Origin of the sequence: Marivirga sericea, from assembly GCF_900177665.1 — a bacterium.
Taxonomy (GTDB): Bacteria; Bacteroidota; Bacteroidia; order Cytophagales; family Cyclobacteriaceae; genus Marivirga; species Marivirga sericea.
The window spans coordinates 244523-266472 of sequence record NZ_FXAW01000002.1 but is presented as its reverse complement, the minus strand read 5'-3'; the positions used below and the strand labels follow the sequence as shown (position 1 = coordinate 266472).

Here is a 21950-nt window from a genome sequence, read left to right as displayed (position 1 = left end):
TGACAATTTTGTAAAACCTTCAGCAAATCCTATAGTACTTATTCCTTCTGCACTTCCGAATTTTGTATTGTTCATCTCAGAACATATAGATTAAAAATGATATATGGAAGCCATAGATATTATTGAACCAAAAAGAAGACCATCTCAAAAGATGGACAAGACACTAAAAAAATCCTTTCCTGTAACGGGGATGACTTGCGCCTCATGTGCCTCCAGCGTGGAGTCCATCCTTACCCATACTGAAGGTGTGGCCAAGGCAAGTGTCAATTTCGCTAATAGTTCGGTATTAGTAGAATATAACGATTCACTCACCTCAGAGGATTTGCGTAAGGCGCTACAGTCAGTTGGTTATGATTTGATTGTTGACGCTGAAAACCCATCAGAAGCGCAGCAGGAGCTTCAGGAAAAGCATTATCAGGAAGTAAAAAGACGAACCATTTGGTCTGCTATCTTAACGCTACCGGTATTCATTCTGGGCATGTTCTACATGGACTGGGTGCCGGGCAGATGGATTTCTCTGGCATTTACCATTCCGGTTTTATTCTGGTTTGGCAGAAGTTTTTTCATTAATGCCTATAAACAAGCCAGGCACGGGAAGGCCAACATGGATACGTTGGTGGCCCTGAGTACGGGGATTGCATTCATTTTCAGCTTGTTCAATACCTTATTTCCTGAGTTTTGGCACAATAGGGGCATACATCCACATGTGTATTATGAAGCGGCTACCGTAATCATCACTTTCATCTCACTGGGAAAAGTATTGGAGGAAAAAGCGAAATCCAATACCTCTTCTGCCATCAAAAAACTAATGGGTTTACAGCCGAAAACATTGAGAGTGATTGTGGATGGAGAGGAAGTGGAAATGCCCATTGCCTCGGTTGAGGTGGGTTATACCATTTTGGTTCGTCCGGGGGAGAAGATACCTGTAGATGGTGAAGTGGCCGAGGGAAATTCTTTTGTGGATGAAAGCATGATTACAGGAGAACCCATACCGGTGGAGAAAAGCAAAGGTGAAAAAGTGTTTGCAGGGACGGTCAACCAGAAAGGTAGCTTTCGCTTTACGGCTGAGAAAGTAGCCGGGGAGACCTTACTTGCCCAAATAATCAAAATGGTGCAAGAAGCCCAGGGGAGTAAAGCCCCGGTTCAAAAGCTGGTGGATAAGATAGCCGGAATATTCGTGCCGATAGTAATGGTTATTTCCATCGTGACTTTTATTACCTGGATGTTGGTAGGTGGAGATGATGCCTTCACGCATGCATTGCTTACCTCGGTAGCTGTATTGGTGATCGCCTGCCCCTGTGCTTTGGGGCTAGCTACCCCAACGGCTATTATGGTTGGTGTCGGAAAGGGCGCTGAAAACAATATTCTGATCAAAGACGCTGAAAGCCTGGAATTAGGATATCAGGTAAATGCTGTTGTTTTAGACAAAACGGGCACCATCACCGAAGGGAAGCCGGTCGTTACGGATATCTTTTGGGAAGATGAGGAGCAATCCGAAAAGCTCAAGCCCATGGTACTGGCCATGGAGTCGCAATCGGAACATCCTTTGGCAGAAGCGGTGGTTCAAAAGCTAAAAGAGGAAGGCATTAAATCTGCAACCATTTCACAGTTTAACAGCATTACGGGGCGGGGGGTTGAAGCAAAGTATAAAAATGGCACGAGCTTCTATATCGGTAACCAAAGATTGCTTGCCGAACATAATATCAGTGTGAGTAATCAACTTGACAAAAAAGCCAAAACACTTCGGGAGGAAGCTAAAACAGTCATCTTTTTTGCCAATCAAGATCAGGCTTTAGCTGTGCTGGCAATTGCCGATAAGATTAAGGAAACATCTAAAAAAGCTATTGAAACCCTTCAGGAAAGAAACATTAACGTGTACATGCTCACCGGTGATAATCAGCAAACAGCCCATGCAGTTGCCGAACAGGTAGGCCTTAAGGAGTTTAAAGCAGAAGTATTGCCTTCCGACAAAGCAGATTTTGTAAAAGGGCTACAAGTCAAAGGAAAAATTGTGGCGATGGTTGGAGATGGCATCAACGACTCACACGCTCTGGCACAAGCCGATGTGAGTATTGCGATGGGCAAAGGTTCTGACATAGCAATGGATGTGGCGAAGATGACGTTGATAACTTCAGACCTGCAGTCCATACCCAAAGCACTTAAGCTATCTAAGAAAACCGTATTGGGTATTCGTCAGAACCTCTTTTGGGCATTCATTTACAACATTATCGGTATCCCGATAGCAGCCGGGCTTTTATACCCGGTAAACGGCTTTTTACTTGATCCGATGATTGCGGGCATGGCGATGGCCTTCAGTTCGGTATCGGTAGTAGCCAATAGTCTGCGGTTGAAAGCAGCAAAAATTTAAGAATCAAATTATAAACTTTAAATAGACTAAATAATGAACACTTTAAAATTCAAAACCAATATCAATTGTGGCGGATGCCTTTCAAAAGTGACTCCCTTCTTGAACGAGGAAAAGAACATAAAAAAATGGGATGTCAACCTTGAAAGTGATGACCGCATACTTACTGTAGAAACTTCTGATCTGACTGAAGAAGAAGTAAAGAAAACGGTACAGAAAGCGGGTTTTAAGGCTGAGGCAGTGTAGTGCAGAATAATTGCAATCAATTTAAAATAAACCTCAGAGGTAGAAAAAATCTCTGAGGTTTTCGTGTTATTTAAAAGTATAAAAAGGCAGTTTTTTGATTTGATCATTTGCAGTTACCTGAGACGCAAGACTTATGAAAAGAGCAATAAAGAGATGGAAATAACGAATAAATCAATTGTTAACTGTCCAAACTGCGGATATCAAAAAGAAGAAGAAATGCCAACTGACGCTTGTCAGTTCTTTTATGAATGTCAAAGCTGCAAAGCAGTACTGAAACCAAAACAAGGAGACTGTTGTGTATTTTGTAGCTATGGTACAGAACAATGTCCACCAATTCAGCAAGACAGGAGTTGTTGCTAAAAAAGTTATGAAGAAAACCACCTTCCATATCAGTAAAATGGACTGCCCCTCAGAGGAGCAAATGATCCGCATGAAGCTGGAGCCTTATAATGAGGTAAAGCAACTTTCATTTGATATACCCAATCGCAGACTGGAAGTATATCACACAGACGAAGTGGACAAGATCCATCAGGCCATTACTGAACTTAAACTCAATGACCGGTTAGAAAGTACGGAAGATGAAGCTGAGTTGCCGTTGGCTGCTGACGACTCCGAACAGCGGAAAATACTTTGGTGGGTACTGGGTATCAATTTCGGATTCTTTGTGGTAGAGATGACTACCGGATGGATATCCCGTTCCATGGGGTTAGTAGCTGACTCACTTGACATGCTGGCAGATTCCATCGTCTATGGCCTGAGCTTATTTGCTGTAGGTGCAGCAATGTCTCGCAAGAAAAAAGTAGCCAAAATCAGTGGTTATTTTCAAATGGTACTGGCGCTATTAGGATTTTCAGAAGTATTGCGCAGGTTTTTCAGAGAAAGCGAAACACCTCTGTTTCAATGGATGATTATCATATCAGTACTGGCCCTCATCGGCAATCTGGTTTCGCTCTGGCTGATCAATAAAGCTAAAAGTGATGAAGCTCACATGCAGGCTAGTGCCATATTCACTTCCAATGACATTATTGTAAATGGCGGAGTGATCCTGGCCGGTGTGTTAGTTTATTTTCTTGATAGCAAATGGCCCGATTTGGCCATTGGGGCAATTGTTTTCACCTTCGTAATGCGAGGGGCTGTAAGGATATTGAAAATAGCTAAATAAATAATTGACCGATAAAAATAGAAGATATGAATGCATGGTTATGGGTAGGAGTTTTAGTAATAGCCGCATGGGCTGCACATTGGGGAGCTGACCAATTGCTTACACCGCTCAAAATGTTGCGGAAACAATGGGGACTCACCGCTTCGGCAGGAGCTGCTTTTTGGCGATTGTAACGGCAAGCCCCGAAGTAGCAGTTAACATCACCAGTGCTGCCCGGGGTGTATCAAATATAGGCTTAGGAAACTTACTGGGTTCTAATATCATCTCCATTCCCCTCATGGTTACGATAGCCTATTTTGCTTCACGCAAACAATTCAAAAACAACCCCAAACATCAGGAACATTTGGAAGCTAACCTGTTGGCTTTAAACAAGCGTTCCGTATCCGTTTTGTCACTGCCCTATTTGGGTATAATCGCATTGGTAGCTTTACTAACCTTACCGGAAGCCTGGCGAGGCTTGCAACCGATTGACGGATGGATCATGCTCGGGGCTATGCCGCTTTTTTAACCCACGCTATTGTCAAAGGAAGAAAAGAAGGAGAAAAAATAGAATGGACACAAAAGAAAATATGGCTTTCCATTGCCGGAGCATTTACCATAGCGGCCGGGGCATTTTTCATTGTGAAAGCCACTGAGAACATTGTTTCGGCTTTGGGTATATCAGAGATTGTAGGAGGACTATTCATCACCGGTATTATGACCACTGCCCCTGAAGTATTTAAGACCTGGAGTGTGGTAAAAGGTGGAGAGGTTACCGCAGGTACCACCAGCGTGATAGCCGACAATGCCATCACCATGACAGTGGCATTTTTCCCTTTAGCCCTGGTAACCACGCCAGTGGAGGATTTTCAATTGTATTGGGTCAACCTGGCTTTTGTAGGATTGATGCCATTGCTTTATTCGGTTTTTGTCCATCAAAGCAAGCAGCTCCATGGATTCAGCAAATGGCAAATATTTGTGTTTGATGCAGCTTATGTTGCCTATTTATTGATCATGGCGTTTTTCGTCTTAAAACTTTTTTAATCTTATGGAAGAGTATTTATTCAAAGACTATAAGCACCGTCTCAACGCCCTGGATAAGGATGTCAGGATACTGGTTTTAAAATATGCAGAAGAATTCTACGTCCATGATAAATGCACAAAGGCAGAAGCCATAGACCGGGCGATTGCGAAAGCTGAAATGAAAAAAGAAATTTATAACTTGACTATAGACCACTATGCTACAGATACTTGAATTCACCAAAAATAATATAATAGCCACCAGGGCTGAGGATAACCTGACTGAAACAGATATTCAGAAAATACATCCCTTGATTCACAACATTGTGAACCGTGGGCAAAAAGTACGGTGGTACTTTGAGATGGAGAATTTTTCCGGATGGAAGTTCAATGCTTTCTGGAAGGATTTAAAAATGGATTTGTCGCATGCTGATGATTATGAAAAGATAGCCATGGTAGGCGAAAAGAAATGGCAGGAATGGATCACCCAGTTTATGAAACCACTTACCAATGCGGAAATCCGTTACTTTGATTTGGAAGAAAAAGAAGAAGCAAAGGAATGGATTAATTAAGTCAGGCCGAAGCAGTCCTTCGGCCTGGCTTAAATTTACGCTTTATTTATTTCGGTCTGTAACCAACTGATAAACACAAGGTATCACCACCAAATTCAAAATGGTAGCTGATAGCAATCCACCCAAAATCACCACAGCCATTGGACTTTGAATCTCACTCCCTGGCTCACCGCCTTTTAGGGCTAATGGGATCAAGGCCAGGCCTGTAGTAAATGCGGTCATCAAAATAGGATTGAGCCTGTCCAAAGCACCTTCTTTGATCAACGCAACGCCTTGTTTGCCTTCCCTGCGCAAGTCTTCGTACCTGGAAACAAGCAAAATCCCATTTCGCGTAGCGATACCAAATAAACTGATAAAGCCAATGGTAGCTGCAATGCTGATGATACCCGAAGTGAAATAGACAATTAGAATGCCCCCAATCAACGCCAATGGCAGATTGATCAGCACCACAAAAGCCAGTTTCACATCTTTAAACTCAAAGTAAAGCAGCAGATATATGATAAGAATAGCTATGATAGCAGTAAGCAACAATAATTGGGAGGCTTTGGCTTCACTTTCAAATTGCCCACCAAACTCCACCCGATAACCTTCTGGTATATCAACGCTACTGCTTATGGTTTGCTGTATCTCATTGACCGCACTCCGCAAATCACGCCCCTGCACGTTGGATGCAACTACGATCTTTCTCTGTACATCTTCACGGCTGATAGTATTTGGACTGCTTACTGATGATACAGTTGCTAGTTGATCTATGCTCGTTTGACCACCATTGGGCAGGCTTACGAGGGCAGTTTTAATGCGTTCTATCTTATTCCTAAAATCATCCTGATAGCGCACTACAATATCAAAGTATTTTTGCCCTTCATAGATTTCACCAGCTTCCTCTCCTGCAAAGGCGATGTCTACCTGCTCCATAAAATCACCAACCGTCATACCAAAAGCAGAAAGCATTTGACGTTTCGGTTTGATACGAATCTGAGGCACTTCAATCTGTTGAGCAACGGCCACATCGGCCAAGCCTGGTATGGGTTTGATAGCCTGCTCCACATCCTTACCTACTTCATACAAGCGTTGCAAATCAGGGCCAAAAATTTTAATGGCAATATTGGCACGTGTTCCAGAAAGCATGTGATCAATTCGGTGAGCTATAGGTTGGCCCAGGGTGATGTTTACACCCGGCACAATACTGAGTTTTGTTCGTACCTCTTCAAAAAACTCCTCCTTAGATTTATCTTCCAGCGTAAACGGAACATCAATTTCAGCAGCATTTACACCTTGGGCATGCTCATCCAGCTCTGCACGTCCTGTTCTACGCGTCACCACATCAACTTCAGGCATTTCCAATAATTGTTGCTCTACCAGTTTGCCCACCTTATTGCTTTCTTCCAGTGACATGCCAGGAGGGCCTACTACACTTATTACAAGTGAGCCTTCGTTAAATTCTGGTAAAAAGCTTCTACCTAATTGAGTTAACAATCCAATGCTCAGTATAAAAGCAATAACTGTAACCCCAATTATCGTTTTAGGAAAACGCATGGCTCCACCAAGCACACTAGCATATCGTTTTTGCAGCCATCGCTCCACCTTGGTGCCTTCAGCACTTTTACTCAATTGCTTTTCACTTTTGAGCAAATAGGAGCACAATACCGGTGTTACGGTCACGGCTACCACTAATGAGGTGAGCACAGAAGTAACAAAAGCAATACCCAGAGGTTGCAGCAGTCGCCCCTCCATACCACTCAAAAAGAATAAGGGCACAAACGAAACAATGATAATCAGGGTGGCTATTATTATAGAACTCCTGATTTCTATGGAAGCATCTTTTACTACCGTGAGAATAGGCTGACGTTCATTCTTTGGCTTTCGGATGTTCTCTCGCAACCGCTTGTACACATTTTCCACGTCAATAATGGCATCATCCACCAGCGCACCAATGGCAATGGCCATTCCGCCCAGACTCATGGTATTAATGGTATAGCCTAATAGCTTAAGAACAATGATTGAAACCAATAATGAAATAGGGATGGCCAGCAAAGAAATCAATGTGGTTCTCCAGTTCATTAGGAAAATAAACAGCACGATCACTACAAAAAAAGCACCTTCCAACAATGTTTGATTCAAATTACTAATGGAAGCCTCTATAAAATTAGATTGCCGGAAAATCTGGCTTTTGATCTCAACACTTTTCGGTAAAGTTTGTCCCAGCTCTGCAATTGCTTCATTCAGCCGCTCTGTCAAGTCCAGTGTGTTCACATCCGGTTGTTTGGATATGGTAAGGATCACAGCAGGAGAAGCATTCAGGGAACCGTCTCCTATTTTGTCCGCTGCACCTATTTGGACAGTGGCCATATCCCTAATCTTAATGCTTTGCCCATTAACCTGCTTTACCACGGCCTCTTCCAATTCCTCAACAGCGTAGGCTCGTCCACTACCTTTTATGATGTACTGGTTGCCATGTTGATTGAAAAAACCTCCCGGAGCATTTACATTGGCTTCTTTTACTTTTTCCACCAACTCACGAAGACTTACATCATAGTATTTAAGCTTTTCGGGATGGGCAAACACCTGGTATTGTTTGTAATCCCCGCCAATAACGATAACATTGGCAATGCCACCTATGGCTTTTAAACGTGGCCTGATCGTCCAATCAGAAAGCGTTCTTAATTCCATAGGTGACAAGCTATCTGAGGTTACACCCAGAAGCATAATTTCCCCCATGATGGATGAAATAGGTGCCATAGTCGGTGCACCTATACCACTGGGTAAATTTTCACGTACCATTGGTATGCGTTCGCTCACAATTTGCCGGGCGCGATAGATATCGGTACCCCAGTCAAACTCAACCCAAACAATAGAAATACCTGTGGCTGAAGAGGAGCGTATCCTTCGCACATTAGGAGAACCGTTCATGGCAGTTTCTAACTGATAGGTCACCAGTTTCTCTACTTCTTCAGACTCCAAACCATGGGCTTCTGTCAAAATGGTGACTGTTGGTGCTGTTAGATCAGGGAATACATCCACGTTCATTGTTCGTGCCAAATAAAGACCGGCCACACTTAGCATAACTGCACCCAATAAAACCAGCAGCCTGTTTTGGAGTGATATTGATAATATTTTATTTAGCATATCATTTCCTTTTTAATGTTCATGGCCATGAGCTGGCGTAGTTCCGGACATAGAAGCCATTTTTACCTGATAAGCACCTCTGGCTACTACCACTTCACCAGTTTCAAGCCCTTCAGTAATCTCAGTAAATTCTCCATTGCTCCGACCGATCATAACTGGTCTCCGTTCAAAACTTTCTCCAGAGAGCTGAACTATTACAGAGTAACTACCATAATCTTCCAATAGAGCTGCCTCAGGAATAACTACAGCTTGTTTGGGTTCACCATAAGCTATCTCAACTTCGGTAAAGCTGCCTTCAGGCATCTTGATTTCCTCAGTGATCTGGGCATAGACTGAAAGCAGAGGTTTTGTACTTTCCACTTCTTTTCCAACAGAAAGAACTGATCCTCCTGAGGCTTGGATGCTTGACCACTGTCCATTTTCCTTCTGATAGAATACGTTTTGGATGTTTTGCAAAACAGAAGCATAAGAGGCACTGACCTGGGTCTCCAATAAGCTTGTGCGATGAGAGCCAATGGTTAACAGTTGAGCTCCTTGGCTGACAAAATCACCATTACTTATTGAAATGGATTTTACATACCCATCAAATGGAGCTGTGACCTGTTTTCCACCTGCCGAATAACCGGCTTTTAAGGTTTCATAATTTGATTTGGCCACCTTGTATTTGCTTTCCACCTGTTCCAGCTCAGCTTTAGGTACAATTTTGGACTCATAAAGCTGCTTTTTACGCTCGTATTCTGCCTTAGCCTGTTCAAAATTTGCCCTCGCTTGCTCAATCTCTGTTTGTAGATTGTTAGAAGTAAGCCCTTTACTGCTTATGGTCATCAACACCTGTCCTTGCTTTATTTCTGTACCCTCGGTCAGATTGTCCATGGCAAAGCTTACCACCCCTGAAGCATTGGCTGAAAGAGAGCGTATGGCTCCCGGAGCGGCCTTCCATACGCCTGATGTTTTAATGACATCATAAATTTCACCGGAAACTACAGGAGCCGTCTGGAAATCAATCTTCCAGGCTTGCTCTTTGAGAAAGCTGATAGCACCTCCATCTTCTTCATTTCCAACTGCACTAATGGCTTCTTCAGCATCCGCAAACACCCGGATATCATTAATTACAATTCTATCCTGATACTGAGGTGTTTTAATATCAAACATCAGTTGATAGCTCCCGGTAGTCTTTGGCTGTAAGGAGGGTGAGAAAATTCCCGGAGAAGAAGGTGCTTCTACAGTATGTCTGATTCCTTTTCCCTCCTTAACCAAACTCACCGTTACACTACCTTCCCTTACGGGTTTGTGATTTTTCAAAACAGTAAAGTGAGCCGCAAATCGACTGGTTTTCCCAACCACCAACACTGGAAATTCTACGAATAACTCCGTTTTATCTGTCCAGCGGGTATAATCTACCCTTGGTATTTCGCCTGCCTCATCTATATGGCCTCCTGCCGCATCGTGGGCATGGCCATGCTCTTCTGTTGACTGACAGGAAGCTGCCAGCAACGCAATTAATATGATTATGTATCGCATTTCTTTATCTGATTTTTAATGATCATGATGTTCACTGCCATCGTCATGTGTGTGAGTAGAGTCCTGATCTACGTTAAACTCTTCCTGTTCATGATGCTCTTCATCCTCATGCTGATGATCAGATTCCTCATCATGGGCGTGACCGTGTGCCTCTTCGGTTTCGTGTTCATGCCCATGCTCTTCTTTTGAAGACTTTGAGGTGCATGAAATGGTAAAAAGGATTAGTAATGCGAATACTATATTTCTCGTTTTCATATTTCTAGTAGTTAATTTTTTGATGGGTGATTCTTAAATTCAAAACTCATAATTCAAAACTCATAATTTCAGCCTTTAGCTGATGCAACTCTTTTTCTATCTCCAGCATTTTATCATAAGCCTGCCGGTAAAATTGTAGTTCCACGTAATAGTCCATAAAGGAAATTTGTCCTAGCTGGTAAGCTTCCAACAACAGGTTTTCACTATTCAAACCTTCCAATGTAGTTGTATACTCCCGGTATTTCCGAAGCATCAAATCATACTGATTGTATTGCTCCATGAAATTTGAATGACGTTCAGTAGTAACTGCTTCGGTATTGGACTGCCGATATTGGTATTGTGCTTTTGCTGCCTTTACTTTATTCCTGCTATTCCAAAGGGGGATGGATATTCCACCGTACACACCGGAATAGTTATTTCCCATTACCCCCTGATGATTGAAGCCGGCAGTAAGATTAGGCAGTAATTGGTTTTTCTGCACCTGTACTTGTTGCATGGCAACTGCTTCACCTCCTTTTAATGCTTTAATGACAGGATCAATGGATTTTATTTGTTGCCAGATACTATCAGAAGGTGCAACAGTCAGTTCATCGGAAAATTCAGACTGTTCAAAACGTATGAGTTCGCCTCCATTCAGCTTTTGGAGCGAAAGCTGCACATTTTGGATTTCATTCTCAATTTGTTCTATCTGAAATTGCTCCTGCATCCAGGCAATTTTGGCTTTATTAAGCTCCAAAATGCCAACCTGTTCTTTTTCAAATAGCTCTTGCACCTGGTCAAAGACCTGTCGGGCCTGCTCTACTCGAAGTAGTTCCACCTCCTTACGCTTGGTTAGTGAAATCAGCTCCAAGCAGAATTTTTTAGCAGGCAGTAAAATATCCTGTCTTCGCTGGTTATATTCCAGTTGTAGCTGATCGGTTTGCTTATCAATCCATTTGGAACGCGCGGCATATACCGTAGGAAATTCAAATGATTGAGAAACCTGAAATTCCGAATAGTCTCCCGTGTTATGTTCACCAAATGGAAGGTAAAATGCCGCAACCTGCGGGTCGGCTAAATTATTTCCGGATTTCAAGTCAAGCTCTCTACTTTCCATGAGCGATTGGAAAGCTTTTAGTTCTTTATTGTTTTGCTCTATTTCCTGAAGTACCTGATCAATTTGAGTGGATTGAGCAAAACCACCCAAAGCAAACAGGCATCCGCCAAGAGCGAATACGATTTTTTTTAACATGTATTATTATTTTAGGTTAAACCTGAATGTAAATGGTAAGCCACCTGCTTATATGAAGCAGTATGATTTACACCAAAAGATTAACCTAATACAGGAGGGCCTCTAAGTGAGGGAATAGATAAATAGAGATGTTGATAGCCTGTCGTGAAACGGGGAACAGGCTCTAGTGTACTGCTGTGGTGATCAAATGAGAAAAGTTCCAGTTGCGGTAAAACGAATGTGAGTAAAACCTGAATTTGTGGTTTAACCTCATTTCTTACCTGAAAATCATTGGAATGATACGTATGTGCATGACTGCCCAATAGAAAACCCAATAATCCGGAAAGATCATCGGGATCTTTATTTTCTTCTTTGTCGTGATCATGGCTATGAGCATGAGAATGGTGATGTCCGGAAGTCTCTATGGCATCATTTAGTTCATGCTGATGATGATTATGAGGCAATGCCTGATGCAGCAAAAGCACACTGAATATGCTCAGAAAGAAATATGCTGATATGTGTTTAAATGGCTGCATTCAGATGCAAAATACGGTATTTATTGTCAGACGACAAAATTGAAAAAAGCGAAGGTAAATCAACCTTGTGAGTAGGGATATAAACTTTGTGTTATATAAAGCTTACCAATAATAAAATTAGTAATTATGGAATAAATAATTAAGTCACAACTTTTACAAAGAGCCTTTATTTAAATCAAGCATCCTCTAATAGAGCAAAAAAATCAGAATACTTTATCTTTAAATTATCGAGTATCAATAGTAAAGTTTTAACGGAAGGGTTCCTTTGTCCTCTTTCTATTTTACCAATATAGTCTTCATGTAATTCCAAAATAGAAGCTAAGTGCTCTTGGGTATAGCCTTTTTGTTTTCTTAACTGCGCTAGTTGTTCTCCTATTTTTATATTGATATCCACTTTGTAAAAGTAGATTGAAAAGAAAATCCAGAACACAGACTATTTGTGCGGATTTAAAGATTTATGCTTATATTTAAACCGAAATAGAGCTATTTGTAAAATGAGTCACTTAAGAAGAGTACTGATAAAATATGGCCCCCGATTTAACGACAAAGGATATTTTCATCGATATGTTTATATGTCAAATAGAGATGAGACTGTTACCAAAGCTTTAATCGAATTAGATTCTGGCGATCTCGAATTAATTGAATTAAGAAGTGTAAAGTTTTTAGATAGACCTGAGCGATAGTATCTAATCTAGATTTGGGGAACAATCCTTGATCCTATATCATTTTGGCTTAGTGGGTAATACCAAAAAGTATTCATAAATTAACTTTACTATGGATAAGTACAACGAAAAACGGCTAAGAATCATGGAAATCCTTAATCAAAGACAGGGTTATTTATCGAAGATTGAGAATGGTTTAGAAGATCTGAGCAAGGATGTCAAATTACTAAAAAAGGATTTTAAAGACGGATTGGCCTCTTTAGCTAAAAGTATTTCTGACTCAGAAATACTCAAATCTACAAATGATAAAAAATTCGATAAGAAATGAACTTTGAAGAATCAAATAAGAAAATCAAGAAGTTTCGTTCAGCATCAGAATTAAAACTGCAACAAATTAAACAACATTCTAAATTGATTGACGGAGCTTTTATAGAACTAAATGGTATTAATGAGAATAATCCAGATATAGTAAGCGGAAGAATTAATAAGATCAGTAGTCATTATATTGAACACGGATTTTAATTTTAAACCTAGAGAATCAATCAATTTTATTTATTGAACCAATGAAAATCCAATTTGCCTCCGATCTCCATTTAGAATTCATAATGAACAAAGCCTTTATTGAGAAATATCCCTTGCAAGCTGTAGGTGATATTTTGATATTAGCAGGTGACATTATTCCTTTCAACATAATGCATGTTGCAGATAACTTTTTTGATTATGTTTCGGATAATTTTGAAATGACCTATTGGATTCCTGGCAATCATGAATATTACCAATCCGATATAAATGATAGAAGCGGTTCATTTCAGGAGAAAATACGAGATAATGTTATTTTGCTAAATAATAAATCCATTCAAATAGGAAATTACAGATTCATATTTAGTACACTTTGGACTTATATCGGAACTCAATATGCAAATGAAATAAAGCATGGTATGAATGATTTTAGGGTGATTAAAGACGATGGATTAAGTCTTAGACCAAAAAAATATAATCAATTACATAAGGATTGCCTTTCATTTATTCAGAAAGAACTAAAAGATTGTAATGAAGATGAAAAATCAATCGTAATAACTCATCACGTTCCTACTAAAATAAATTACCCATTCAAATACAGCGGCAGCATATTGAACGAAGCTTTTGCAGTTGAATTGGAAGATCTTATAATGGAATTTAAACCTGATTATTGGATTTACGGACACCATCATGCTAAAATAAGAGATTTTCCAATTGGAGCGACTCAACTTATGACCAATCAATTAGGATATATTGATCTGCAAGAACATGAAGGTTTTAACAGGGAGCGGTTGATTTTTTAATATTTACTTACGTATAATTTATATAATTCCAATTTAATCAAAATTTTCCGCTAGCCAATATTTGAACAGTGGATCTGTAAATTTGATAGTTTTATCTGAAATCGTATAAATGGTGCCTTCCTTAAGTAGTGAATTTTTGACTTTATCAAGTTTGGCTGAATATTCCAGCCCACTTTTCCGAATAAAGTCTAAGGAATATATTTTTTTACCGTTCGATTTTGAGAGCGCAATTAAAAAGAGCCTTTGATTTACATTATATTGGCTCAATTTCGATTTGTAGCTAGCAATATATCTCCTAAGTAGTATTTCAATACAATTTTCTACCCATTCATGGGAAATAATCTTGTTATTACATTTTAAGACTTCTGAAAATAGGAATTCAGTGTAGCGCGGATTACGTTCAGTTACATTCAGAATTTTACTAATCAAATCTCTTTCAATAACCTTATCGACCTTTTTAAAACTTTTAGAAATGTAATCCGAAAATTGCTCTTTTGCAATTGGCTCTAAATATGTAATATGACCAAATTTGTATAAAAGGCTGTTCTTATTTCCAAATAGCTTGTTCATTTGGTAGATATGAGATCCGGAGATGCAGTATCTAACATGATTCTGTCTTTTAGCAATCTCATGGAATAAGTCTAAAAATGACGGTTTGATCTTGTTCCATGACAGTACACTTTGAAATTCAGATAAGCATATCAGTAAATCAATTTTTTTCTCCTTTGCTATCTTTTCTGGCAAATTTAAAATTTCTTCCTTTTGTAAGGTACTAAATGGTGCAGTGCAGGCTGATACTGAAATTTTATAACTAGCATTTTCTGTGGCTTCAATGTTATAGAATATTTCCAAAGATGACATTGTCCGCAAATAAGACTCTAAAGAATCTTTAGAAATTGCTTTTAGGCTATTTAGGATTTCAGAAGCATATTTGCATAGAAATTCATCTTCTGAGACTGAAAAAAGCATATTTAAAGAAATGGACACGATTTTCTTTTCAACTGATGCTTTTTGAATTGAGTAGTTGATTAAAGATTCTTTCTCGAAATTGTAAGGCGCAATTATTACTACATTATCAAATAAGCTTATTCTTTCTATTAATTCAGTCTTTTCGTCAATTAAAGATACAAGGTCGTTTTTCATCAATTGGATAAAAATTAATAACTGGAGGTTTAATAGTACTTACAATTAAATGAGAATTAATATAGGATACCACACAATTCACCTTCTTTAGAGATAATCTACTAAATACTAACCGATAAGTTAGTAACTAAAACCTATTCATCCAAAATCTTATCCTTTCCTTCAACCGGAAAATCAATTCAATCTGATTTCCAATATTGATTAGACAATTATTTTTGGAGAAAACTAATTTATCTTTTCTTCCCAAATAATTTATTCATTTCTTTAATCCCCTTTAAAGGAAGTTCTTCCCCCACAATCGCATCAACTACACCATCCAGTATATCTAAATATCTTGAAACCTCAATTAAAACCACTAGGGAAACTTTACCAGTTGATTCTAAGCGGACTATTGTTCCTCTATCATAGCCGGTTTGAAAGGAGAGTTCTTCCTGCGTAATGCCCTTGAATTTTCTTCTGTCTTTAAGTGCTTTGCCAATTCTTTGAAGAATTTCTGTATTTGAATAGAGCTTGTATGCTTTTGACATAATTATTTTTGTTGTATATATACAACAAATTAACGAAAAATAGATGAAATGTTGTATATATACAACATTATTTTACCAAATCACCACCACAACTTTAAAAACACTTTGGGGAAAAGTTCAAGGCCATTCATTACCGTTTCTTCTTCCTCTTTATTCCAATCATGGATTCCTCCGTCTCTTTCAATCAGTTTCATAGCTTCTAAAAGCGTATCGACATCTTGAACTTGTTCTATATCTCTAGCTAATCTTTCATTGGCTAGTTCCTGGTATCTTTCTAATCGGGGAACAATAAAACTGGCAATAGTGTGATCTAATCCCCATGTTTCACTGTCATCAAAACCTCGTTCAATTCTTTGCTTTATGAACTTCTCTTCCCTCTCGTCATCCTTTTCTGTAAGGGAAAAGCAGATGTTTGGGATGTTTAGGTATTTTATGTCAATTGGTTCGGTTTTCATAATCAAGTATTTATTGTTCCTTATCGTAGTTAGTAAAAAAAATCTGACTTTCTCCCTGAATTTCACCTTTTTGATCTAAATAATAAAGTCCTGCTATTTGATTATCAAAATTTGGTGCATTTTTAAAATCATTAGTTAAAATTTGTTTTTCACCCCGTACAATCCAAATTAAATTTAATTCGGATTCTTTTAGAAAATTTATCAAATGATCTTTCCTAATTAAAAGGCAGGATGGTCCTTCTTCATAAACAGAAGGATCAAAGCAAACTAACTCATTTTTGACATTAAGGTATTCGCCTTCTCTATCTGATTGCTTAAGACGTAGGGCGATAAAAACCGAAGGTTTAAAATAACTAATATTAGAAACTTTTGAGCAATCATATTCCTCTTCCCAATGAAAGTTTAATGCGGTATGAAAAGCTTCTGCTATAATTTTTCCAGATTTTCTATTCTCTAATTGCCTAGGCATAGAATCACCACCTGCATATTGATTGGCTTGGAAGAAGATTGAAGCAGGTGACCAATAGAACTCTCTACTAAACACCTGATAGCGAGTCGGAACAGAAGGGAACCAATATTTCCAGCTATTTTCAGCTTCTTTTTCTCTAAGTATTTTTGAAAGTTCTTTTTTAGTCACCAACCAACTTCCAATATCGTACCAAATTCTTTTACCTTTTGCACTAAATTTATCTTCACCTACTTTTTTTGGTTCCTCCCATTCTATAGTCTCAGCGAGATTTATCCATTCAACCTCATTCGAATCTTTTACCGTTAATAAGTCAATTATCTCCGGAAAGTCACTAGATTTTTTCTTCCAAGATTCAAAATCACCTTCCCAGCTTTTATAATTTTGGTTTACCCACCAAGGCTCTTTTTCTATTTTATTAATATAATTATTGCTACTTATTGACTTAAGTAATATAGTAGGATCAATGTCTCGTACATAAGGATTCCACGGACCTTCATATTCAGAAAACTGTTTGTTTTTACTCCATGGATTGCTACTTTCGTCAATCAAATTGCAATTGTCGGAAACTACGGCAAGAATTTCATAAAAAGCTAACCACTGATATTTCTTACCAATTCGCTCCAAGTTTCCACTACTTCTACCAGATCCTTGTTGTAGATCAAAATTGGTAAAAATTTCTGGATCATAGCCTAGTTCAAATATCCTCTGAATTGCATAATTACTTAAAGCATCATAATTGACATCCCAGTTGCTCAATGCAGATTGAAAGACATATCTTCCGAAATCACCATATCCTCCCCCTCGGCCATATTCAGTCGTCATGGAGTGCAGGATTGCTGTGGCACCCCATTTAATTCCCCCATAGATGCCATCATTGTCTTCTGGTTTGTACTTAGAATCTATTTCTTCAATAGTTGGTAAATTACTGGGTAACTTACTTTTATATGGCGGACGAATTTTATTAATATTTATAGAAAGTTTTAAATTAAGGCTAATTGCATATTCAATCACACCTCTAGCATAGTCACGAAGCAAAATATGTGGATAGACATATTTCTCATCAAATACAATTTTATAAATATACTTGCTAAGTGAAATTATAGAATGATGATTCTTAGTTCCTAAAGTACATCCGTATGCCACAGCATACAATCTTTCGTAGATGTATGGATCATTTATATTCTCGAATTGTTGCAATACTTTTTGTAATACGGAGATTCTATTTTGCAAAAGACTAACCAATGCTTTAGTAGAAGCATCTCTTAAATATCTATTTGAACTAGAAAGAAACCAAGCTAGCATAATTGCTGCTAACCTTATGGATTCTTCATCGATTTCTTCTTTAGGATATTCGCTCCATGCCCAGTCGATTAATCGCTTCACTGAATTATGACTAGAATTCTCTCCATATTTATTTTGTAGCCAAGTTGTCCAAAATGCATCTCGTTCAGCCAATGATTTATTATATAGATTATGATGAAGTCTATCGGCATTGAAATAAAAATCTGGTTTTAATGCCATGGAAATCGACATATCCAAAAATCTATGAAATAGGGTTTCATTTTTTACAATGACTTCATTGACATATTTTAAAGAATTATCGCCAATAGTATCTTTTCGTCTCCAGATCAAACTATTAATAAAAGCAATAGCTGTTGCATTATAATAAGCTAAATCTGGTACCACCTCATATAGTTCCTTATTTATACGTTCAGGTATCTGGATTGAAAGAGCTTCAAGAAAATGTCGGTTAAAAATCACTTCATTTTCATCTTTGAGTAATGCTCTTAAAGGTCCGGATTCAAATGATTTTTCGGGATAATTACTATCAAAATATTTATCTAATAATGCTGAAATAATGAGATGATCTTGGAATCGTTGATAAGCAAAGTGAATCCCCTCATAATGATGTTGATTTTTCCAGTACAAATCTTCATTGATTATACCCTCAGAAATCAAGCATTTTAGATATTGTTTATCAATACTACTACATTTGCCTTCAAAAACTTTGCTTACTATTTCGTCTCCAATAAGGTATGATATATGGTCATTTTCTTCTTCAATCATCCTCAGCAAAATCTCTTTGATTGCTTTTTGAAGTAATTTTAATTTAATATCATAGTGTAATTGATCTGGTTGAGCTAATTTTTCTTCAACACCTTCAATGTAATTATCTATAATTGCAGTAATACCCTGATATCCGTCAGGTATTTGATTTAAACCTTTTCTGTATAATCCTTCACAAAAAAGCTTTAAGAAAAGAGGGTTCTGGAATTCGGGCCGAAGTAAGGGGGAGCCAGGTGGAGTGATTTGAAAATGTTTGAAAAAGTGTATTGAAGCTTCATATTCAAGACTTTCAAAACCTGGATGGTATAAACGAGTGGCAACTGAATCAAGGTCTTTTTCTGGAGCTACTAAATCTTCAAATGAATCCCGAATACTAACTATAAGTCCAAGCCATGGATATTTTTCAAAAGTTCGAATGAATGATTTGAGTTTCTTTGGCCAGATGTATCTACCATTTCCTTCGTTAAGAGCATCAATAATGAATAAGATTCTACTTTGCTGACTTTCGGCTTTCGCATTCACTGCACCTAAAAAAGCATCTTCATTACCTACAAAACGCAATTGATTTCTTAAAATTTGCGTCCAAGGCATTTCATTTGTTGAAAAGTTTTCGCCTAGAAGGAAGAGACTTGTCATACTATTTCTTTGTCTCTCCGTGACTATATCAGCTAGGGCATGCGATTTTCCGATACCAGCTGGACCAACTAATACTAAAAAAGGTTTATTTGCAAGTATACATACTTCCGAACCCAAAAAATCATGAAAGTCATCTAGTGCTATTGATAGTTTGTGTAATTCGTGAAGTTCACCACTGAAAGCACGAGCATTGTAATCGATTTTCTCTCCTTTTCTTTCCTTATCATCCTCAACCTCTTTTTGCCAACCATAAAGCTTTTCCGATATTTCATAAACTAATTCTTTGATATTGTCTAGTTCGATTTTAAGATCTTCATAAGGAATATTACTTATCCCAGAAAATGAAGTTCTTTCATAGACATTTCTAAAAGTACTAACAGCAGAATCTATTAGAGTAATTTCTTTTTCAAGATCCTCTTTTTTGCTTCTTAAGTGTATTCTTCTATGTTTTTCCAGAATTGTCTCATAATAACCATTGATTTGAAAAGTGAACTTTTGGTCTCTGGTAAAGCCATTATGGAAATTCAAAAATGGTAAACTGAAATTTATTTCCGGTGTGTATCTGCCACCTAGGGCATCGATACTTTCCTGATTTTTTAAGTCAAACCAACTATCCGATAATTCTCGTTCATTAAAAAAATAATAAATCAAACCTTCATTTTCGGGCTTTCTAAGTCGAGTTTCTAATTCATGTTTTCCCCAATATTCAAAGTTAACTTCCATCTTTTTTGAGGAAGCGTATTTTTTCCATAGGGTAACGTGATCCTTCCATTTTTGGAGCATTGATTTCCCACGGCTTTTCCCGTCTGGACGGTCAACTGGGATGGCTACATAATATTTTATTAAAGTTGGGTGGTGATCTATAGCTGTTCTAACTGACTTATCTATTTGTGTCCACTGACTATCAGATAAGCTATTAGTAAAATACTTTGCTTGCCAGCAGTGGATATTCCCATTGTTTAATTCCCAGTAACATTCCTTTCCTGCATCTGGTTTTCCAATTCTGAAGAACTTCATCTGGTCATTTATTTTTTCTTGACCTGCCAATTGGCATATTAGTTCCTCAAAGCCTTCTCTTTGCCCTTCAATCGCTCGTATGTTATTCCAATTAATGCTCAATTTAGTATTTATCAGTTTATTAAATTATAGAAGATAAATAGCATCACCTATCCAATTCCTTTTGTATCACTCTAAAACTCTCCAATCCAGCTTCAATATTCTCAATAATTTCGCTTGCTAAAACATCAGGGTCTGGGAGGTTGTCAAGGTCTGCCAGGCTTTTGTCTTTTAGCCAGAAGATATCTAGGTTGGTCTTGTCTCGGGCAATGATTTCATCATAGGAATATTTTCTCCATCTGCCATCAGGAGTTTCTTCTGACCAAGTTTCTTTCCTATCATTCCGATTGGATGGATTGTAACACTTGATGAAGTCTTTCAAGTCCTCCAACTTCATGGTGTTCTTCTTCAAGGTATGATGGACATTGGTTCTGTAATCATATATCCAGACATCTTGTGTCCAGGCTTCTTTGGATGCTGGCTTGTTATCAAAGAACAGAACATTGGCTTTTACACCATGGGCATAGAAAATACCAGTTGGCAACCTTAAAATGGTATGGAGCTCCGTGGTTTTCATCAACTCTTTCCTAACCGTTTCTCCTGATCCTCCTTCGAAAAGGACATTATCAGGCAAAACAACTGCTGCTTCTCCATTTATCTTTAATAAAGATCGGATATGCTGCAGAAAATTTAACTGCTTATTGCTTGAGGTAGCCCAGAAATCTTGCCTGTTATAGCTTAGTTCTTGCTTTTCCTGCTCACCTTCTTCATTGGTGATCGTCATGCTGCTTTTCTTACCAAAAGGTGGGTTGGCTAAGACGTAATCCACACGATTTCCTTCATCAGCAATTAATGCATCATTAGGTGAGATGAAAGTATCTCCATCTATTTCACCTATGTTATGCAAGAACATATTCATCAAGCAAAGCCTACGAGTACCGGCTACTATTTCATTACCAGAAAAGGTATTGTTCTTCAGAAAAGCTTTTTGCTCTTTATTTAGCTCATGGTTTTTGATAATATAATCATAAGCTGCCAAGAAAAACCCGCCCGTGCCACAGCTTGGGTCATGTATGCTTTTCATCGGCTCTGGTGCCACACAAGCCACCATAGCTTGAATTAAGGAACGAGGTGTAAAATATTGACCGGCTCCACTTTTGGTATCCGAAGCATTTTTCTCTAATAAACCTTCGTAAATATCTCCTTTTACATCAGCACCCACCATAGTCCATTGCTCTTTGCCAATCATATCAATTACCCTGAGCAATTTAGAAGGATCTTGAATTTTATTTTGAGATTTAGTGAAGATTTGACCTAAAATTCCTTTTTCTGTGCCTAAAGATCGCAGCATTTGGCTATAATAAGCTTCCAACTCTGCACCACGTTTTTTACTTAATGTTTCCCAATTGCAAAAATCACCATCTTCAATTTCATTGCCCTCCAAATCCTTAATTCGAGGAAAATCCATCTTTTTATTATAAGGCGGGCGAGTGAGCTCATCTGCCATTTTAAGAAAAAGCAGATAGGTGATTTGCTCTAAATAATCACCATAGCCTACGCCATCATCACGCAATACATTGGCAAAATTCCAGACTTTTGATATTAGGGATGATTCGGTCAT

24 protein-coding genes are annotated in these 21950 nt (G+C 38.3%); 13 read left to right on the top strand and 11 right to left on the bottom strand.

Translation table 11 applies throughout. The features are described from left to right. The first annotated feature begins 103 nt into the window (after positions 1-103). The 9 genes from B9Y84_RS06380 (at position 104) to B9Y84_RS06350 (ending at position 5344) form a co-directional block, all read left to right on the top strand. Positions 104-2368, top strand: coding sequence for a heavy metal translocating P-type ATPase (locus B9Y84_RS06380; RefSeq protein WP_085516266.1), 2265 nt, complete (start codon positions 104-106; stop codon positions 2366-2368). Between the two features lie 33 nt (positions 2369-2401). Beyond that, positions 2402-2611, top strand: coding sequence for a heavy-metal-associated domain-containing protein (locus tag B9Y84_RS06375; protein ID WP_013454185.1), 210 nt, complete (start codon positions 2402-2404; stop codon positions 2609-2611). A 153-nt stretch (positions 2612-2764) separates the two neighbouring features. Then, positions 2765-2971: a GDCCVxC domain-containing (seleno)protein gene (locus B9Y84_RS20820; protein WP_013454184.1), complete on the top strand. Its 207-nt coding sequence runs from the start codon at positions 2765-2767 to the stop codon at positions 2969-2971. Between the two features lie 7 nt (positions 2972-2978). After that, entirely contained in the window at positions 2979-3773 is a 795-nt protein-coding gene (locus B9Y84_RS06365; protein ID WP_013454183.1) for a cation diffusion facilitator family transporter, read from the top strand. A gap of 26 nt (positions 3774-3799) precedes the next feature. Then, positions 3800-3946 carry a sodium:calcium exchanger gene (locus tag B9Y84_RS20735; RefSeq protein ID WP_221405900.1) on the top strand — a complete coding sequence of 49 codons (147 nt, stop codon included), beginning with the start codon at positions 3800-3802 and terminating at the stop codon, positions 3944-3946. Further along, positions 3901-4281: a sodium/calcium exchanger protein gene (locus B9Y84_RS21035; protein ID WP_394334687.1), complete on the top strand. Its 381-nt coding sequence runs from the start codon at positions 3901-3903 to the stop codon at positions 4279-4281. The genes B9Y84_RS20735 and B9Y84_RS21035 overlap by 46 nt, the downstream gene beginning before the upstream one ends. After that, positions 4248-4796, top strand: coding sequence for a sodium/calcium exchanger protein (locus tag B9Y84_RS20725; protein WP_221406411.1), 549 nt, complete (start codon positions 4248-4250; stop codon positions 4794-4796). Before B9Y84_RS21035 ends, B9Y84_RS20725 begins: the two co-directional genes overlap by 34 nt. 4 nt (positions 4797-4800) lie before the next feature. Beyond that, on the top strand, positions 4801-5007 hold the full coding sequence (locus B9Y84_RS06355) for a hypothetical protein (RefSeq protein WP_085516265.1): 207 nt from the start codon (positions 4801-4803) through the stop codon (positions 5005-5007). Then, the gene (locus B9Y84_RS06350; RefSeq protein ID WP_085516264.1) at positions 4991-5344 is read left to right on the top strand and encodes a SpoIIAA family protein; all 354 of its coding nucleotides are present in this window, start codon (positions 4991-4993) and stop codon (positions 5342-5344) included. Before B9Y84_RS06355 ends, B9Y84_RS06350 begins: the two co-directional genes overlap by 17 nt. Positions 5345-5386: 42 nt before the next feature. Here the strand turns inward: B9Y84_RS06350 and B9Y84_RS06345 are convergent, their stop codons facing one another. From B9Y84_RS06345 to B9Y84_RS06320, 6 genes are all read right to left on the bottom strand, one after another. Continuing rightward, the gene (locus B9Y84_RS06345) at positions 5387-8470 is read right to left on the bottom strand and encodes an efflux RND transporter permease subunit (RefSeq protein WP_085516263.1); all 3084 of its coding nucleotides are present in this window, start codon (positions 8468-8470) and stop codon (positions 5387-5389) included. A 12-nt stretch (positions 8471-8482) separates the two neighbouring features. Then, positions 8483-9991 carry an efflux RND transporter periplasmic adaptor subunit gene (locus B9Y84_RS06340; RefSeq protein WP_085516262.1) on the bottom strand — a complete coding sequence of 503 codons (1509 nt, stop codon included), beginning with the start codon at positions 9989-9991 and terminating at the stop codon, positions 8483-8485. Between the two features lie 15 nt (positions 9992-10006). Then, on the bottom strand, positions 10007-10246 hold the full coding sequence (locus B9Y84_RS06335) for a hypothetical protein (protein ID WP_085516261.1): 240 nt from the start codon (positions 10244-10246) through the stop codon (positions 10007-10009). Positions 10247-10292: 46 nt separating this feature from the next. Beyond that, positions 10293-11477 carry a TolC family protein gene (locus B9Y84_RS06330; protein WP_085516260.1) on the bottom strand — a complete coding sequence of 395 codons (1185 nt, stop codon included), beginning with the start codon at positions 11475-11477 and terminating at the stop codon, positions 10293-10295. Positions 11478-11557: 80 nt separating this feature from the next. Next, complete coding sequence (locus B9Y84_RS06325; RefSeq protein WP_085516259.1) at positions 11558-11992, bottom strand: hypothetical protein; 435 nt, start codon at positions 11990-11992, stop codon at positions 11558-11560. A gap of 175 nt (positions 11993-12167) precedes the next feature. Beyond that, entirely contained in the window at positions 12168-12386 is a 219-nt protein-coding gene (locus B9Y84_RS06320; RefSeq protein WP_139827961.1) for a helix-turn-helix domain-containing protein, read from the bottom strand. A 100-nt stretch (positions 12387-12486) separates the two neighbouring features. Between B9Y84_RS06320 and B9Y84_RS20390 the strand changes: the two genes are divergently transcribed. The 4 genes from B9Y84_RS20390 to B9Y84_RS06305 all read left to right on the top strand — a co-directional run bounded on the left by B9Y84_RS20390 (position 12487) and on the right by B9Y84_RS06305 (position 13976). After that, complete coding sequence (locus B9Y84_RS20390; protein ID WP_139827960.1) at positions 12487-12675, top strand: hypothetical protein; 189 nt, start codon at positions 12487-12489, stop codon at positions 12673-12675. A 91-nt stretch (positions 12676-12766) separates the two neighbouring features. Then, complete coding sequence (locus B9Y84_RS06315; protein WP_139827959.1) at positions 12767-12982, top strand: hypothetical protein; 216 nt, start codon at positions 12767-12769, stop codon at positions 12980-12982. After that, positions 12979-13176, top strand: a complete 198-nt coding sequence (locus B9Y84_RS06310) for a hypothetical protein (RefSeq protein WP_085516256.1) — start codon at positions 12979-12981, stop codon at positions 13174-13176. The genes B9Y84_RS06315 and B9Y84_RS06310 overlap by 4 nt, the downstream gene beginning before the upstream one ends. A gap of 41 nt (positions 13177-13217) precedes the next feature. Further along, complete coding sequence (locus tag B9Y84_RS06305; RefSeq protein ID WP_085516255.1) at positions 13218-13976, top strand: metallophosphoesterase; 759 nt, start codon at positions 13218-13220, stop codon at positions 13974-13976. A 33-nt stretch (positions 13977-14009) separates the two neighbouring features. Here B9Y84_RS06305 and B9Y84_RS06300 read toward each other — a convergent pair whose 3' ends face one another. The 5 genes from B9Y84_RS06300 to B9Y84_RS06280 all read right to left on the bottom strand — a co-directional run bounded on the left by B9Y84_RS06300 (position 14010) and on the right by B9Y84_RS06280 (position 21950). Continuing rightward, complete coding sequence (locus tag B9Y84_RS06300; RefSeq protein ID WP_085516254.1) at positions 14010-15119, bottom strand: ATP-binding protein; 1110 nt, start codon at positions 15117-15119, stop codon at positions 14010-14012. A gap of 230 nt (positions 15120-15349) precedes the next feature. Next, positions 15350-15646, bottom strand: coding sequence for a helix-turn-helix domain-containing protein (locus B9Y84_RS06295; RefSeq protein ID WP_085516253.1), 297 nt, complete (start codon positions 15644-15646; stop codon positions 15350-15352). Between the two features lie 80 nt (positions 15647-15726). After that, positions 15727-16101 (bottom strand): hypothetical protein, encoded by a 375-nt coding sequence (locus B9Y84_RS06290; protein WP_085516252.1) that lies wholly within the window; start codon positions 16099-16101, stop codon positions 15727-15729. A gap of 10 nt (positions 16102-16111) precedes the next feature. Beyond that, positions 16112-20392 (bottom strand): hypothetical protein, encoded by a 4281-nt coding sequence (locus tag B9Y84_RS06285; protein WP_085516251.1) that lies wholly within the window; start codon positions 20390-20392, stop codon positions 16112-16114. A 43-nt stretch (positions 20393-20435) separates the two neighbouring features. After that, positions 20436-21950, bottom strand: a complete 1515-nt coding sequence (locus tag B9Y84_RS06280) for a class I SAM-dependent DNA methyltransferase (protein ID WP_085516250.1) — start codon at positions 21948-21950, stop codon at positions 20436-20438.

What these genes read in the sequence shown, in the direction of transcription:
- B9Y84_RS06340 (WP_085516262.1), bottom strand. Translation starts at nt 9,991, where the DNA reads ATGCGATACATAATCATATTAATTGCGTTGCTGGCAGCTTCCTGTCAG.
- B9Y84_RS06330 (WP_085516260.1), bottom strand. Translation starts at nt 11,477, where the DNA reads ATGTTAAAAAAAATCGTATTCGCTCTTGGCGGATGCCTGTTTGCTTTG.
- B9Y84_RS06290 (WP_085516252.1), bottom strand. Translation starts at nt 16,101, where the DNA reads ATGAAAACCGAACCAATTGACATAAAATACCTAAACATCCCAAACATC.
- B9Y84_RS20735 (WP_221405900.1), top strand. Translation starts at nt 3,800, where the DNA reads ATGAATGCATGGTTATGGGTAGGAGTTTTAGTAATAGCCGCATGGGCT.
- B9Y84_RS20725 (WP_221406411.1), top strand. Translation starts at nt 4,248, where the DNA reads ATGGATCATGCTCGGGGCTATGCCGCTTTTTTAACCCACGCTATTGTC.
- B9Y84_RS06365 (WP_013454183.1), top strand. Translation starts at nt 2,979, where the DNA reads ATGAAGAAAACCACCTTCCATATCAGTAAAATGGACTGCCCCTCAGAG.
- B9Y84_RS06335 (WP_085516261.1), bottom strand. Translation starts at nt 10,246, where the DNA reads ATGAAAACGAGAAATATAGTATTCGCATTACTAATCCTTTTTACCATT.
- B9Y84_RS06375 (WP_013454185.1), top strand. Translation starts at nt 2,402, where the DNA reads ATGAACACTTTAAAATTCAAAACCAATATCAATTGTGGCGGATGCCTT.
- B9Y84_RS06325 (WP_085516259.1), bottom strand. Translation starts at nt 11,992, where the DNA reads ATGCAGCCATTTAAACACATATCAGCATATTTCTTTCTGAGCATATTC.
- B9Y84_RS06300 (WP_085516254.1), bottom strand. Translation starts at nt 15,119, where the DNA reads ATGAAAAACGACCTTGTATCTTTAATTGACGAAAAGACTGAATTAATA.
- B9Y84_RS06295 (WP_085516253.1), bottom strand. Translation starts at nt 15,646, where the DNA reads ATGTCAAAAGCATACAAGCTCTATTCAAATACAGAAATTCTTCAAAGA.
- B9Y84_RS06280 (WP_085516250.1), bottom strand. Translation starts at nt 21,950, where the DNA reads ATGACCGAATCATCCCTAATATCAAAAGTCTGGAATTTTGCCAATGTA.
- B9Y84_RS06305 (WP_085516255.1), top strand. Translation starts at nt 13,218, where the DNA reads ATGAAAATCCAATTTGCCTCCGATCTCCATTTAGAATTCATAATGAAC.
- B9Y84_RS06310 (WP_085516256.1), top strand. Translation starts at nt 12,979, where the DNA reads ATGAACTTTGAAGAATCAAATAAGAAAATCAAGAAGTTTCGTTCAGCA.
- B9Y84_RS06315 (WP_139827959.1), top strand. Translation starts at nt 12,767, where the DNA reads ATGGATAAGTACAACGAAAAACGGCTAAGAATCATGGAAATCCTTAAT.
- B9Y84_RS06350 (WP_085516264.1), top strand. Translation starts at nt 4,991, where the DNA reads ATGCTACAGATACTTGAATTCACCAAAAATAATATAATAGCCACCAGG.
- B9Y84_RS20820 (WP_013454184.1), top strand. Translation starts at nt 2,765, where the DNA reads ATGGAAATAACGAATAAATCAATTGTTAACTGTCCAAACTGCGGATAT.
- B9Y84_RS21035 (WP_394334687.1), top strand. Translation starts at nt 3,901, where the DNA reads ATGGGGACTCACCGCTTCGGCAGGAGCTGCTTTTTGGCGATTGTAACG.
- B9Y84_RS20390 (WP_139827960.1), top strand. Translation starts at nt 12,487, where the DNA reads ATGAGTCACTTAAGAAGAGTACTGATAAAATATGGCCCCCGATTTAAC.
- B9Y84_RS06345 (WP_085516263.1), bottom strand. Translation starts at nt 8,470, where the DNA reads ATGCTAAATAAAATATTATCAATATCACTCCAAAACAGGCTGCTGGTT.
- B9Y84_RS06355 (WP_085516265.1), top strand. Translation starts at nt 4,801, where the DNA reads ATGGAAGAGTATTTATTCAAAGACTATAAGCACCGTCTCAACGCCCTG.
- B9Y84_RS06380 (WP_085516266.1), top strand. Translation starts at nt 104, where the DNA reads ATGGAAGCCATAGATATTATTGAACCAAAAAGAAGACCATCTCAAAAG.